Below are 14393 nucleotides of genomic sequence, written 5' to 3'. Positions count from 1 at the left end.
GTGCTCGTCCTCGCCGTAGACACCTCCACGCCCTTCGTCACCGCAGGGGTGTGCCGACTCGTGCCCGGCGACCGGGACCCGCAGGTGGATGCACTGGCCACGCGGGTCACCGAGGACGCCCGCGCCCACGCGGAGCTGCTCACCCCGCACATCCTCGAGTGCCTCACCGCCGCGGGCCTCACGCCGCGCGAGCTCGACGCCGTGGTCGTGGGCATCGGTCCGGGACCGTTCACCGGCCTGCGCGTCGGGATGGCGACCGCAGCCGCATTCGCCGACGCCATCTCCAGGCCGGTCCACGGGGTGTGTTCGCTGGACGGGCTCGCGGCCACCGCGCGCGCCGCCGGGGCGACCGGAGACCTCGTCGTCGTCACCGACGCCCGCCGCCGGGAGGCCTACCACGCCCGCTACTCCGCGGACGGCGCACGGACCTCGGGCCCCATGGTGGGCCCCGCCGCCGGGATCGACTCGGACGGCGTCGACCACCTGGTCGGCGACCCCGTACGCCTGGGAGAGGTCACCGCCGCCGGCCACGCCGCCGCGGGGATCCTCGAGGCGGTCACCGCGCCCGACCCCGCCGGCCTCGTCGCCGTCGCGGCCCCCGACCTCCTCGCGGGCACGGCCCCGGCGCCGCTGGAACCGCTCTACCTGCGTCGGCCCGACGCCGTCCCGCCCCGGCGCGCCGCACCCTCGACCGCGCTGCGGGGGGTCCGGCGGTGACCGGGACGCCGCCGGACGCGATCGTGCACGACCATCTGGTCGCCGACGACGCCATGCGCTGCGCCGACCTCGAGAGGGTGCTGTTCCCCGCCGACGGTCCGTGGTCGGCGGCGGCGTTCCTGTCGGAGATCGGCTCCCGGCACACCCACTGCTTCGCGGCGCGGGCGGACGGGGTCCTCGTCGGTTACGCCGTGCTGGCCGTGCTCGGACCCGAGGGGGACCGTGAGTACGAGGTGCACACCATCGGGGTCGATCCGGCCCACCAGGGGCGGGGGATCGGGCGCACGCTGCTGCGCCGCATGCTCGACGTGGCGGACGCGGACGCGGCGCCGGTGGTGCTGGACGTGCGGACCGACAACGTCCCGGCCCGCACCCTGTACGAGGCCCACGGGTTCGAGGTGGTGGGGCTGCGTCCCCTGTACTACCGGCCCAGCAGGGCCGACGCGCACCTCATGGTGCGGCCGGCGGGAGCGCGAGGACAGAACGACGGAGGGAAGGTGAGCGACCGGTGAGAACCGTCATGGGGATCGAGAGCTCGTGCGACGAGACGGGGGTCGCCGTCGCGCGCGTGCACGACGACGGCCGCGCCGAGTTGCTGTCCGACGTGGTCGCCTCGTCGATGTCCGAGCACGCCCGGTTCGGCGGGGTCGTCCCGGAGATCGCCTCCCGCGCCCACCTCGAGGCGCTCGTGCCGACCGTTCGCGCCGCCCTCGCCGAGGCGGGGCTGGAGCGGCCGGACGCCGTCGCCGCCACCATCGGACCCGGCCTGTCCGGGGCGCTGCTCGTGGGGTCGTCCGCCGCCAAGGCCTATGCGGCCGCGTGGGGGGCCCCGTTCTACGCCGTCAACCACCTCGTCGGCCACGTCGCCGTCGCGGGCTTCGACGGTGACCCGCTTCCCGAGTGCGTGGCCCTGCTGGTCTCCGGTGGGCACACCCAGCTGCTGCACGTCCGCTCGCTCACCGAGCCGGTCGTCGAACTCGGGTCGACCGTCGACGACGCGGCCGGGGAGGCCTACGACAAGGTGGCCCGGCTGCTCGGCCTGGGGTACCCGGGCGGGCCCGTGATCGATCGGCTCGCGGGCACCGGTGACCCCACGGCGATCGCGTTCCCGCGCGGGATGACCGGACCACGCGACGCCCGGCACGACTTCTCCTTCTCCGGGCTCAAGACCTCGGTCGCCCGACGCATCGAGGCCGCCGAACGCGACGGCGAGAAGCTCGACGTGGCGGACGTCGCGGCCTCGTTCCAGGAGGCGGTGGCCGACGTGCTCACCATGAAGGCTGTCCGGGCCTGCACCGACCTGGGCGTGGACACCCTGCTCGTGGGTGGCGGGGTCGCCGCCAACTCGAGGTTGCGTGACCTCGCCGCGAGCAGGTGTGCCGACGCGGGCCTGACCCTGCGCGTCCCGCGGCCGCGGTTGTGCACCGACAACGGCGCGATGGTGGTGGGGGTCGCCTCCGCGCTCCTCGCCGCGGACGCGGACCCCAGCCCCCTGACCGTGGCGGCCGACCCCGGGCTGCCGGTCGAGGTCACCCAGGTCGCCTAGTAGCCGAGGAGTGCCATCCCCACGGTGGTGAACGTGAACGCCATCAGCAGGAACGCGGCGACCGCGGCCAGGCAGAGGTAGCCGATCACGAGGGCGGACACGGCCATCTCCCTTCCGGCCTCGCCGCTGCGGGTGATCTGCCTGAGGGACGTGTGTCCGATCGCGACCACGACGACCGCGACGGCGGCCGGGACCAGCGGCACGAACAGGCCGAGGAACGAGCCGAACACCACGTTCGCGACGGCGATCACGAGGGCGACGACGGCCAGTGTGTTGGTCCCGGGAGGGTGGAACGATCCCGGCGTGCTGTCGGACCCGGTTCGGCGGCGCGGCCCGTCGGGCCGATCCCCTGGCTTCTCGGGTGGGTGCATACGAGGAGGTCACTCCCGGGGTGGGTTGGGATGGCCCGCCGGTGCCCCGGGGGAGCGGTCGACCCGCGTCCGTTGCGCGAAGTACAGTCCCAACCCCGCTAGGGTGATCCCGCCGATGAAGTTACCGACATGCACCGGGATCTGGTTCCACAGCAGCCAGTCGGCGATGCTCACATCGGCCCCGAGCATCATGCCCGCGGGGATCGTGAAGTGGTTGACGACCGCGTGCTCGTAACCGAGGGCGAAGAACGTGAGGATCGGCAGCCAGATGGCGAGGATCTTGCCCGAGGTGCTCGTGGAGGAGAACGACATGATCACGCCGAGCGCGACCAGCCAGTTGCACAGCACGGCGCTCAACGTCACCCAACCGAGTCCGGTGACGACGCCGGCCTCCTTGTAGGCCACCGTCTTCTCGACAGCGAGGTCCACCAGGCCCTGGGCCCCGGTGGCGTCGGGTTCGGTCCCCATCCCGGTGAGCACGGAGGTCAGCATCCACGCCGCCGCGAGCCCGCCGACGGTGTGCCCGAGGATCATCCAGCCGAAGATCCGTAGGCAGTCGCGCACCCGGATGCGGCCCTCCATCGCGGCCAGCGGGACCAGCCCGTAGGCGCCGGTGACGAGTTCCCAGCCGAGCAGGACGACCATGGTGAGGCCCAGTGGGAAGAGCACGGCGCCGAGGATCGCCACTCCGGTCGCCTCGGTGGCCACGACGGCCAGAAGGGTGGCCGCTCCGAGCAGGTAGACGGCGAGGAAGCCGCGGAGGGCCAGTTGCCACCCCGGGGCGTCGGCTTTCGCCTCCCCGCCCTCGACTGCGGCGGTGACGATGTCCGGGGGCGCGACTGCGGTCATTTCTGGGCCTCGCTGTACTCGATCGGGATCGGGTCGGGCAGAGGGGGTGGTCCGGTTGATGTCCGTGCGGTGCGGGTGAGCCTACCCGCGGCGCAGGCCCGCGCCGAGCGTTCTCCGATCTCCGTCGGACCCCGATGGCGGCGAACCCGCACGCGGTTTCCTTGAGTGCTGGCACTCGCCTGTGTAGAGTGCCAATAGACACGGAGCTCCGAGGGCACCACCCGCGACGGTGCACGCGGCAGCCCGGGTCGTACATAAACCACGGGCCGCCTACCGGCGTCCCGATCTGTCCAACCACACTCCGAGTCGCCCGGCATCCGGGCGGCCACACCCCATACGGGAGGATCATCGTGGCGATCAAGCCGCTTGAGGACAAGATTCTCGTCCAGGCCCTCGAGGCCGAGACCACCACGGCGTCGGGTCTCGTCATCCCGGACACCGCCAAGGAGAAGCCCCAGGAGGGCACCGTCGTCGCGGTCGGCCAGGGCCGCTTCGACGAGGACGGCGACCGCATCCCCATGGACATCAAGGAGGGGGACAAGGTCATCTACTCGAAGTACGGCGGCACCGAGATCAAGTACGAGGGCAAGGAGTACCTGATCCTCTCCTCGCGTGACGTCCTCGCGGTCATCGACTGACGTGAGCTGTTGACCCCCGCCCCGGCGGCGCCGGCCAGAGCCAGGCACCACCGGGGCGGAGGTGTCTCACCCCGCGGTACCCGCCCGTCACGACCACCCACTTCCCTCCAGGAGTTCCATCGATGTCCAAATTGATCGCGTTCGACGAGGAGGCCCGCAAGGGCATGCTCGCCGGTGTCGACGAGCTCGCCGACACAGTCAAGGTCACGCTCGGCCCGAAGGGCCGCCACGTCGTGCTCGCCAAGGCCTTCGGCGGGCCCACCGTCACCAATGACGGTGTCTCCATCGCCCGCGAGATCGAGCTCTCCGAGCCGTTCGCGAACCTCGGCGCCCAGCTGGTCAAGAGTGTCGCCACCAAGACCAACGACGTCGCCGGCGACGGCACCACCACCGCCACCGTGCTCGCCCAGGCGCTCATCCGCCAGGGGCTGCGCAACGTGGCGGCCGGCTCCAACCCGATGGCGATGGGCAAGGGCATCGAGAAGGCCTCCGCCGCCGTCGTGGAGTTCCTCCGCGCGGCAGCGACACCGGTCTCCGGTTCGGACGCCGTCTCGCAGGTGGCGACGGTCTCGTCGCGTGACCCCGAGATCGGCCGCATGGTCGCCGAGGCGATGGACGCCGTCGGAGTCAACGGCGTCGTCTCCGTCGAGGAGTCGCAGGGGCTGCACACCGAGGTGTCGGTCACCGAGGGCATCGCCTTCGACAAGGGCTTCCTCTCGCCGTACTTCGTCACCGACCCCGACGAGCAGAAGGCCATCCACGAGGATGTGCTGATCCTGATCCACCGCGAGAAGATCAGCTCCCTGCCGGATCTGCTCCCGCTGCTGGAGAAGGTCGCCGAGACCGGCAAGCCGCTGCTCATCATCGCGGAGGACGTCGACGGCGAGGCGCTGTCGACCCTCGTGGTCAACTCGATCCGCAAGACCCTCAAGGTCGTCGCGATCAAGGCCCCGTTCTTCGGCGACCGACGCAAGGCCTTCCAGGAGGACCTGGCGATCGTCACCAAGGGTCAGGTCATCAGCCCCGATCTGGGCATGAAGCTGTCGGAGTGCGGCCTGGACGTCCTCGGTCAGGCCCGGCGGGTGACCGTGTCCAAGGACGACACGATCATCGTGGACGGCGCCGGCGACCAGGCGGACGTCGACGCCCGCGTCGCGCAGCTGCGCCGCGAGGCCGAGGCCACCGACTCCGACTGGGACCGCGAGAAGCTCGAGGAGCGCGTCGCGAAGCTCGCCGGCGGTGTCGCCGTGATCCGCGTGGGTGCGGCCACCGAGACCGAGTTGACCGAACGCAAGCTCCGCGTCGAGGACGCCGTCAACTCGGCCAAGGCGGCCGTGGAAGAGGGCGTCATCGCCGGCGGTGGCTCCGTGTTGGTCCAGGCGGCCGCGGCACTCGAGCGGCTCGCCGCCGACACCGCCGACGCCGACGAGGCGGTCGGGGTGAACGTGGTCCGCAAGGCGCTGTCCGCCCCGCTGTTCTGGATCGCCGCCAATGCCGGCGAGGACGGCTCCGTCGTGGTGAGCAAGGTCTCCGAGATGGGCCCGCGCGACGGTTTCAACGCCGCCGTGGGGGAGTACGGTGACCTGGTCTCCGCCGGGATCATCGACCCGGTGAAGGTCACCTCCTCCGCCGTGGTCAACGCCTGCTCGGTCGCCCGTATGGTCCTCACGACCGAGACGGCGATCGTCGAGAAGCCCGAGGAGAAGGGCGCCGGCGGCTACTCGCACGCCGGTCACTCGCACTGATCGCGTCCGGCCTCCCGGGCCCCGCTCTCCGCGCCGCGGGGGACGGGGCCCGGCCCCGTTCCGGGCCGGTCACGTGGTCCCGCACGCCCCCCAGCGGTTACGCTTGGCGCTCAGCAGTGGTCCCACGACCCAGGGGTCACACGCCTGTTCTGAGCCCGAGCCACATCGGCCGCTGACGGGCCGGGACGTGGGATCCGTCGTGACGTGCGTCGCGACTCGAGAGAAAGGCCGTGCCCCGTAACACATCCGTGTAACACGGGGCCCCCGTAATCCGATGACAGGTACAGCAGACGAGTTGGAACTCGCCGTAGCCGAGGCGGTCAAGGGTGACCGTGTCGCTGCCACGCGGGTGCTGGAGCTCGTGCGGCCCGGTGTGGTGCGGTATTGCCGTTCCCGCGTCGGTGGCTCGGAGAGGGTCAACCTGTCTGCTGACGATGTCGCCCAGGAGGTTCTGATCGCGGTTCTCTCGGCTCTGCCGGGGTACCGGGACCAGGGACGTCCCTTCATGGCCTTCGTGTACGGGATCGCGGCCCACAAGGTCGCGGACGCCCATCGTGGCGCCGCGCGGAACAAGTCCGACCCCGTGGAGTACCTCCCCGAGGTGCTCTCGACCGACACGGGGCCGGAGGACCACGTCCTCGACGGCGAGGTGTCGAGAGCGGTGAGCCGCCTCCTCGGCACCCTGCCCGAGAAGCAGAGGGAGATCATCCGGCTACGTGTGGTGGTCGGACTCTCCGCGGAGGAGACGGCGGAGATCGTCGACAGTACGGCCGGCGCCGTGCGCGTCGCCCAACACCGGGCGATGAAGCAGCTCCGGGCGAGGATCGAGCAGGACGGAGAGGAGCGATGGCGATGAACGACGAAGTCGAACCCGGCACCCGGGACGACGACGCCTCGCTCTACGGGCCCGACGCGGATCAGGCCGAGGTGGATCGCGACGACGCCCTCCTCGACACGCTCGGACGAGGCGACCGCCCCGAGGGGGATGAGCCTCTCCTCGCACTGCTCGCGGACTGGCGCGCCGATCTGGACTCCGCCAAGCTGCCGGAGCTGCCCGGCGACGAGCAGATCGAGGTGGCCCTCGCTCCGAACGTCTCCCGACTGTGGCCCCGCCGCGGCCGGGTGCGGTCGAACGAGCACCATCACGGCCAGAGGCCGGCCCTGTGGCAGGCGGTGACCGGCGCTGCCGCAGTGGCGGCCGTGATAGTCGGCGGCCTGTCCGTGGCCGCGCACAGCGCGATGCCGGGCGACCCGCTCTGGGGCGTGTCCAAGACGATGTTCTCCGACCGTGCCGGGAACGTCGAACTGGTCAGTGATCTCAGTGAGTACCTCGCCGCCGCGGACCTCGCCGCCCGCGAGGGGGACCGCAACGAGGCCGAGCGTCTGCTCGACGAGGTGAGCGAGCGGCTCGACGAGGTCTCCGACGCGTCCGAACGTGTCGAGTTGATGAAGCGCCGCGACGCCATCAAGCGCGATCTCAGTCGGGTGACCCCGAGCGTCGTCCCGTCGCCCGCGCCGGCGCCGGCGCCCGCACCTAACCCGGCACCCGCACCCGCACCGGGCGCGGCGACGCTCGTGCCCGGCCTGCCCGTTCCGGTGCCGTCCAACCTGATCCCTCCGCCACCCGCGGGGATGCCGGTCATCCCGCTCCCTCTCGACGGGCTGCGGATCTCGACCACGCTGCAGATCCCGATCGACACCCAGCGGATCCAGGACTTCCTGTCACCGACCACAGGACGTCAGGGCGATGTGGACGACGACCGGGCGGTGACGGCGCCGACACCGAGCCGCACCACGGTGACGCAGGTACCCACGCCCACGCCGCCGGCGACCAGTCCTCAACAGACCTCGCAGTCGGTCCGACCGACGAACTGATCCCGGGACACGAGTCGATCCCCGCCCCTCTCGGAGGGACGGGGATCGAGTCGTCCGGGCCGGGCCCGGGTCGAACGGGCGGCACCCGCGCGCGGCGACCGCCTCTGCTCAGCGGCGCCAGTTGAGCCGACGGGGGCGCAGGGCGCGGGTCGCGTCCGCGTAGCCGCGGCAGTACTCCCAGGTGACGTAGTCGTCCGGGATCGGGTCGAAGGCGGGCTCGTGGGGCAACAGCGAGCCGTCCTCGAGCAACTGCATGAGGTTGGCGCGGAGCATGTCCCACTCGTGGTAGTGCTCCTCGGCGCAGTCGTCACACTGCACCGCGACGCCCTTCACCCCGATCGGGGCCAGCAACCGACGGAACTCCGCGAGGTCCGCGAGGTCCTCCTCGATCGCGTGCCGCTCGTCGGCGTCGAGGGGGCCGGCGGGCATGTCGTCGTCGACCGGGTCGAGCTCGGCCAGTTCCGCGGCCGGATCATCCGGATCACCGGCGAACGGGTCGGGCGGCATTCCGTGCCGTAGGGGATCGTCCACGACCTCCACCGTACTCGTGACCACGGTCTCACGTGGTCACGGTTCGAGCCGCGGCCCCCGGAACCACTATCCTCGAAAGACAGCACCTAGACGACCCCCAGGAGGACGGCAGATGAGCGAGTCGAATGGCCCCGTGCGTACCGGCGGCGACGACCCGACCAAGGTCGCGATGGTGGGCCTGACGTTCGACGACGTGCTCCTCCTCCCGGCCGCGTCGGAAGTGGTCCCCAGCGAGGTCGACACCAGCACCCGGCTGACGCGGGACATCACCCTCCGGGTGCCGCTGATCTCGTCGGCGATGGACACCGTGACGGAGGCCCGCATGGCCATCGCCATGGCCCGCCAGGGCGGGATCGGCGTGCTGCACCGCAACCTCTCCGTCGGGGACCAGGCGGCCCAGGTCGAGACGGTCAAGCGGTCCGAGGCAGGGATGGTCACCGACCCGGTGACCTGCGCGCCCAGTGACACGCTGGCCGAGGTCGACGAGAAATGTGCCCGCTACCGCATCTCCGGGCTGCCGGTGACCGACGAGCGCGGAGAGCTGGTCGGCATCATCACCAACCGCGACATGCGGTTCGAGATGGACAAGTCCCGGCGGGTCGACGAGGTCATGACCCGGGCGCCCCTGGTGGTCGCGCGGGAAGGGGTCACCGCCGAGGCGGCGCTCGGTCTGTTGCGTCGGCACAAGATCGAGAAGCTGCCGATCGTCGACGGTGACGGGCGTCTGACCGGGCTCATCACGGTGAAGGACTTCGTCAAGACGGAGAAGCACCCCGACGCCACCAAGGACTCGGACGGCCGACTGCGTGTGGCCGCCGCCATCGGTACCGGGGAGGACGCCTGGCAACGCGCCGGTGCCCTCACCGACGCCGGGGTGGACGCACTGGTCGTCGATACGGCTCACGCCCACAACCGCAACGCCCTCGACATGGTCGCCCGGGTCAAGCGCGAGCTCGGCGACCGCGTGCAGGTGATCGGGGGCAACCTCGCCACCCGTGGGGCCGCCCAGGCGATGATCGACGCGGGTGCGGACGCCATCAAGGTGGGCATCGGCCCCGGGTCCATCTGCACCACCCGGGTGGTCGCGGGCGTGGGTGCTCCCCAGATCACCGCGATCCTCGAGGCCTCGGTCGCCGCGCATGCCGCGGGCATCCCCGTCATCGCCGACGGCGGTATGCAGTACTCCGGTGACGTGGCCAAGGCGATCGCCGCCGGCGCCTCGGCCTGCATGTTCGGGTCCCTGCTCGCGGGGTGCACCGAATCGCCGGGTGAGCTGATCTTCGTGGACGGCAAGCAGTACAAGGTCTACCGCGGCATGGGTTCGCTGGGCGCGATGCGCGGGCGCGGCAAGCCCGGGCAGGAGAAGTCGTTCTCCAAGGACCGGTACTTCCAGGACGACGTGCTGTCCGAGGAGAAGCTCGTGCCCGAGGGCATCGAGGGGCGGGTCCCGTACCGGGGAGACGTCGGTCAGGTACTCCACCAGCTCGCCGGCGGGCTGCGTGCGGGCATGGGCTACACCGGAGCCGCCACCATCCCGGAGATGCACCGTGCCCAGTTCGTCCAGATCACGGCCGCGGGGCTCAGGGAGAGCCATCCGCACGCGATCCAGATGACGGTCGAGGCCCCCAACTACAACGTCAAGGACTGAAGTCGCGTGCGCAATGTCGTGGAGATCGGCCTGGGTCGCGAGGCCCGTCGGATGTTCGGGCTGGGCGAGGTCGACATCGTCCCCTCCCGCCGGACCCGTAGCTCCAAGGAGGTGTCCACCTCCTGGCAGATCGACGCCTACCAGATGGACATCCCGGTGATGACCCACCCGACCGACGCGGTGGTCTCCCCGGCCTCGGCGGTGGAGTTCTCCAAGCTCGGTGGTCTGGCCGTGCTCAACGGGGAGGGACTGTGGGCCCGTCACGCCGATCCCGGTGCCGTGATCGCCGAGCTGCGGGAGCTCGCGCTGGAGGACGTGACCGGACACCGGGCCGTGGCGCGACTGCAGGAGCTGCACCGTGCCCCGATCGACCGCGAGCTCCTCGCCGCTGCGGTTCACCGCATCCGCGACGAGGGCGCGACCGTGGCGGTGCGGGTCTCCCCGCAGCACGCGCGCGAACTCACCCCGGGGCTCGTCGCGGCGGGGATCGACCTGCTGGTGGTGCAGGGCACGATCATCTCGGCGGAGCACGTCAGCGGTGAGGACGCCCCGCTCGACCTCAAGGAGTTCATCGGTGGCCTCGATGTCCCGGTGATCGCCGGCGGCGTCGTCGACTACAAGACCGCCCTGCACCTCATGCGCACGGGCGCCGCCGGTGTGATCGTGGGATACGGCGGGGTCGACGGCATCACCACCACCGGCCAGGTGCTGGGTATGGAGGTCCACATGGCCACCGCGATCGCCGACGCGGCCGCGGCCCGGCGGGACTACCTCGACGAGACCGGAGGCCGCTACGTGCACGTGCTGGCCGACGGCGACATCTACACCTCCGGTGATATCGCCCGGGCCGTGGCGTGCGGCGCCGATGCAGTGGTCCTGGGTCCGCTGCTCGCCGGCTCGTTGGAGTCCCCGGGCCGCGGTGTCTACTGGGACGCGGTCTCCGCCCACCCCAAGGTGCCGCGTGGGCATGTGTCCGAGGTGGAGGACGAGACGGCCCTGGCGCCACTGGAAGAGGTCCTCGAGGGGCCCACCAGCGTCCCCGACGGCACCCGCAACCTCATGGGCGGACTGCGTCGCGCGATGGCGAAGTGCGGCTACTCCGATGTCAAGGGTTTCCAGAAGGTGGACCTGTCCGTCCGGCCCTGACCGCCCGACCATGGGTCGGACGCATCCACACTCTGGACAAACCGGGGCCTACTGTCCGGTAGGTTCGATGGTGCTCGGGTACTGTGATGCCCACCATCGACCACTCCTGGGAGTTGCACCATGACGCCGCACGCACCGTCGACCCCGACCGACGCCCCCACCACGCCGACGGACACGGATGTCGTCGTCATCGGATCCGGTTTCGGGGGCAGCGTGACGGCCCTGCGGCTGTCGGAGAAGGGGTACCGCGTCACGGTCATCGAGGCGGGTCGCCGCTTCGAGGACGCGGACCTGCCCAAGACGTCCTGGCGACTCCACCGGTACGTGTGGGCGCCCAAGCTCAAGCTGTTCGGGATCCAGCGCGTCCACATGATGCGTGACGTGATGATCCTCGCGGGCGCGGGCGTGGGCGGCGGCTCCCTCAACTACGCCAACACCCTGTACAAGCCGACCGGCCAGTTCTTCAAGGACCGGCAGTGGGGCCACATCACGGACTGGGAGTCCGAACTCTCCCCGTTCTACGACCAGGGCCGCCGCATGCTGGGCGTGGTCACCAACCCCACGCACACCCACTCGGACGAGGTCATGAAGAAGGTGGCCCGCGACATGGGCGCCGAGGACACCTTCGTCTACACCCCGGTCGGCGTGTTCTTCGGCGAGAAGACCGGCGGTCAGGGCAAGCCCGGCGAGCTCGTCCCCGATCCGTACTTCGGCGGGGTGGGGCCGGACCGCAACGCGTGCATCGAGTGCGGCGAGTGCATGACCGGCTGCCGGCACAACGCCAAGAACACGCTGATGAAGAACTACCTCGCCCTGGCCGAGCGCGCGGGCGCCCGCATCCTGGACCGGACCACGGTCAGCGACCTGCGCGAGCGCGGCGACGGCACGTGGGAGATCACCCTCGAGCGGACGGGCGCCTGGACGCGTCGCGGCAAGCGCACCACCACGGTGACCGCCGGTCAGGTCGTCGTGGCGGCCGGCACCTGGGGAACCCAGCACCTGCTCCACTACGCCAAGGACTCCGGGTCCCTTCCCAAGCTGTCGGATGCGATCGGTCGGCTCACTCGCACCAATTCCGAGGCGATCCTCGGGGCGATGCGCCCGAACTACAAGCCGGAGCAGGACTTCTCCGAGGGTGTGGCCATCACGTCGTCGTTCCATCCCCGCCCCGACACCCACATCGAACCGGTCCGGTACGGCAAGGGCTCCAACGCCATCGCCATCCTGCAGACCCTGCTGACGGACGGCGACGGGCCGCTCCCGCGGTGGCGCACTCTGCTGAACGAGGTCCGGCGCGAGCCGGCCATGTTCATGCAGCTGTTCTACCTGCGCCGCTGGAGCCAGCGTTCGGTGATCGCGCTCGTGATGCAGAACCTGGACAACTCGCTGCAGACCTACGTCAAGCGCGTCGGCCCGTTCAAGTACGTCACCAGCAAGCAGGGTCACGGCGAGCCCAACCCCACCTGGATCCCCGCCGGCAACGAGGCCACCCGGAAGATCGCCGAGGAGATCGGCGGCCTGCCCGGGGGCACGTGGGGCGAGATCGCCAACATCCCGCTCACGGCTCACTTCCTCGGCGGCTGCGTCATCTCGGATTCGGCCGAGACCGGGGTCGTGGACCCGTACCACCGCGTGTGGAACTACCCCACGATGCACATCGTGGACGGCTCGGCGATCTCCGCCAACCTGGGTGTCAACCCGGCGCTGAGCATCACCGCTCAGGCCGAGCGGGCGATGTCGTTGTGGCCCAACAAGGGTGAGGCCGACCAGCGCCCGGCCCAGGGCGAGGGCTACCGGCGCCTGTCGCCGGTCCCGCCCGTGTCGCCGATGGTCCCGGAGGCCGCGCCGGGAGCCCTGCGGCTGCCGATCGTCCAGGTCAGCTGAGGGTCGACCCCCGTGGTCAGGACGTGGTGAGCCGGGTCAGGAGGCGGTGAGCTCGAGCAACTCGTCGAGCGCCGCCGTGATCCCGCGGGCCACCGCGTCCGGGTCCGGCACCAGGTGTTCGCACGAGATCACCCCCAGGTCGAGCCGCCCGTCGGTCGACAGGCTGGTCACGGAGAGCCCCGCACCGTGGAGCAGCGGGCCGAAGGGGTGCATGTGGGTGATCCGCGCGCCGAGGAAGTAGAGGGCGTGACGGGGGCCGGGCACGTTCGAGACGATGAGGTTGTAGATCACCGGGTGGACGTCGGCCAGTCTCAGCGCCTCGTACGCCCGCATGCCCATGTCGAGTAGCCGACGGGGGCCCATGCGGGCCCAGTTGTCCAGGAGCGCCGGGCGGATGCTCGCGGCCTGGCGCTTCGTGGTCTCCGCTGCGGCGGAGATCCGCTCGTACCGTTCGACCGGGTCGGCTACATCCGTGGCCAGGGAGGCGAACATGGCCGACACCTGGTTGGCGCCGCCGGTGGCCAGATCGTCTCGGGTGGACATGGGGACGATCGCCACCATGGAGGAGGTGGGAGAGTCTCCGTGGGCCTCGAGGTAGGACCGGACAGCGCCGCCGACCACGGTGAGGAGGACGTCGTTGACGGTGCCGCCGAGGCGGGCGGTGACGAGCTTGACGGACGCCAGGTCGAGGGACACGGTGGCCACGGCGCGGTGCGGGGTGAGCGAGTGGTTGAAGAGGGTCCGCGGCGCCGTGAACGGGGCCGGCATGGATTCCCCGTGGCCCGCCCGGCCGCGTGCGCGTCTCATGGCCGCGGGGACCGACAGCGTCTCGGGGAGCAGTCGGAGGAGGGCCAGGGGCCGGCCCAGCACGTCGCGGGCGCCACCGGCGATCAGTTGCAGGGTGTTGGCCCGTCCGACGTGCGTGCGCGCGAGCGCGGGATCCTGGTCGGGCGTGGTGGCGTCCGTCGCGGCGAGGGCGGAGAGCAACTCGGCGCCCAGCATCCCGTCGATCACCGAGTGGTGGACCCGGCAGAACGCGCTGACGGTCGGCGCGTGCGGGTCACCCCGCTCGAGGATCCAGATCTGCCACAGCGGGTGGGCGCGGTCCAGCGGGGTGGAGGCGAGCCGACCGCACGTCTCCAGCAGCTCGTCCTCGGTGCCGGCCGGCCCGAGTTCGATCCGGCGTAGGTGGTGGGTGATGTCGAAGTCGAAGTCCTCGACCCACGCCGGGTGGCCGGGGTTCCACGGTGAGTCGTGGACCTTGCGGCGGAACGGGGGGACGGCTTTGACCCGGCGGGCGAGCCCGGATCGGAGGCGTTCGAACGAGTAGCCCTCCTCGACGGTGGTCACGTCGAGGTGGACGAGGCCGTTGATCACCATCATCTGCTCGGGGGTCTCGAGGTAGAGGAAGCTCGCGTCGAGCCCGGTCATCCGTTCCACGTG

Annotated in this window: 14 protein-coding genes; 10 read left to right on the top strand and 4 right to left on the bottom strand. The window is 71.0% G+C overall.

Going from position 1 to position 14393, the window contains the following annotated elements; genetic code table 11:
• Genes tsaB through tsaD form a run of 3 tightly spaced genes read left to right on the top strand, consistent with a single transcriptional unit; the run spans position 1 to position 2263 of the window.
• Positions 1–717 (top strand): tRNA (adenosine(37)-N6)-threonylcarbamoyltransferase complex dimerization subunit type 1 TsaB, encoded by a 717-nt coding sequence (gene tsaB, locus AYO52_RS02265; protein WP_067712611.1) that lies wholly within the window; start codon positions 1–3, stop codon positions 715–717.
• 53 nt (positions 718–770) lie between these two features.
• Positions 771–1229: a ribosomal protein S18-alanine N-acetyltransferase gene (rimI, locus tag AYO52_RS02260; protein WP_067712759.1), complete on the top strand. Its 459-nt coding sequence runs from the start codon at positions 771–773 to the stop codon at positions 1227–1229.
• 8 nt (positions 1230–1237) lie between these two features.
• The gene (gene tsaD, locus AYO52_RS02255) at positions 1238–2263 is read left to right on the top strand and encodes a tRNA (adenosine(37)-N6)-threonylcarbamoyltransferase complex transferase subunit TsaD (RefSeq protein WP_067712762.1); all 1026 of its coding nucleotides are present in this window, start codon (positions 1238–1240) and stop codon (positions 2261–2263) included.
• Here the strand turns inward: tsaD and AYO52_RS02250 are convergent.
• Entirely contained in the window at positions 2260–2634 is a 375-nt protein-coding gene (locus AYO52_RS02250; RefSeq protein ID WP_082923703.1) for a DUF4190 domain-containing protein, read from the bottom strand. The two genes, tsaD and AYO52_RS02250, sit on opposite strands and share 4 nt — an antisense overlap.
• Positions 2635–2643: 9 nt before the next feature.
• Positions 2644–3483 carry a formate/nitrite transporter family protein gene (locus AYO52_RS02245; RefSeq protein ID WP_067712608.1) on the bottom strand — a complete coding sequence of 280 codons (840 nt, stop codon included), beginning with the start codon at positions 3481–3483 and terminating at the stop codon, positions 2644–2646.
• Positions 3484–3833: 350 nt separating this feature from the next.
• On the opposite strand from AYO52_RS02245, the gene groES reads away from it, so the two are divergent.
• The 4 genes from groES (at position 3834) to AYO52_RS02225 (ending at position 7741) form a co-directional block, all read left to right on the top strand.
• Positions 3834–4121, top strand: coding sequence for a co-chaperone GroES (groES, locus tag AYO52_RS02240; RefSeq protein ID WP_067712606.1), 288 nt, complete (start codon positions 3834–3836; stop codon positions 4119–4121).
• Positions 4122–4243: 122 nt separating this feature from the next.
• Positions 4244–5866, top strand: a complete 1623-nt coding sequence (groL, locus tag AYO52_RS02235) for a chaperonin GroEL (protein ID WP_067712603.1) — start codon at positions 4244–4246, stop codon at positions 5864–5866.
• A 274-nt stretch (positions 5867–6140) separates the two neighbouring features.
• Positions 6141–6722, top strand: coding sequence for a sigma-70 family RNA polymerase sigma factor (locus AYO52_RS02230; RefSeq protein ID WP_067712600.1), 582 nt, complete (start codon positions 6141–6143; stop codon positions 6720–6722).
• Complete coding sequence (locus tag AYO52_RS02225) at positions 6719–7741, top strand: hypothetical protein (protein WP_253701772.1); 1023 nt, start codon at positions 6719–6721, stop codon at positions 7739–7741. Before AYO52_RS02230 ends, AYO52_RS02225 begins: the two co-directional genes overlap by 4 nt.
• A gap of 108 nt (positions 7742–7849) precedes the next feature.
• Here the strand turns inward: AYO52_RS02225 and AYO52_RS02220 are convergent, their stop codons facing one another.
• Positions 7850–8272, bottom strand: coding sequence for a DUF5319 domain-containing protein (locus AYO52_RS02220; protein WP_067712753.1), 423 nt, complete (start codon positions 8270–8272; stop codon positions 7850–7852).
• A 112-nt stretch (positions 8273–8384) separates the two neighbouring features.
• Here AYO52_RS02220 and guaB point away from each other — a divergent pair, with 112 nt between their 5' ends.
• The 3 genes from guaB (at position 8385) to AYO52_RS02205 (ending at position 12950) form a co-directional block, all read left to right on the top strand.
• Positions 8385–9920 carry an IMP dehydrogenase gene (gene guaB, locus AYO52_RS02215; RefSeq protein ID WP_067712595.1) on the top strand — a complete coding sequence of 512 codons (1536 nt, stop codon included), beginning with the start codon at positions 8385–8387 and terminating at the stop codon, positions 9918–9920.
• 6 nt (positions 9921–9926) lie between these two features.
• Complete coding sequence (locus AYO52_RS02210) at positions 9927–11066, top strand: GuaB3 family IMP dehydrogenase-related protein (protein ID WP_067712592.1); 1140 nt, start codon at positions 9927–9929, stop codon at positions 11064–11066.
• A 120-nt stretch (positions 11067–11186) separates the two neighbouring features.
• A complete protein-coding gene (locus AYO52_RS02205) occupies positions 11187–12950 on the top strand; it encodes an FAD-dependent oxidoreductase (RefSeq protein WP_067712589.1) in 1764 nt (587 codons plus the stop codon).
• A gap of 36 nt (positions 12951–12986) precedes the next feature.
• Here AYO52_RS02205 and AYO52_RS02200 read toward each other — a convergent pair whose 3' ends face one another.
• Positions 12987–14381: a wax ester/triacylglycerol synthase family O-acyltransferase gene (locus tag AYO52_RS02200; RefSeq protein WP_253701783.1), complete on the bottom strand. Its 1395-nt coding sequence runs from the start codon at positions 14379–14381 to the stop codon at positions 12987–12989.
• Positions 14382–14393: the final 12 nt, after the last annotated feature.

The sequence above is a fragment of the Dietzia sp. 111N12-1 genome (assembly GCF_001658045.1).
GTDB lineage: Bacteria > Actinomycetota > Actinomycetes > Mycobacteriales > Mycobacteriaceae > Dietzia > Dietzia kunjamensis.
This window is presented reverse-complemented; position numbering and strand designations above follow the sequence as displayed.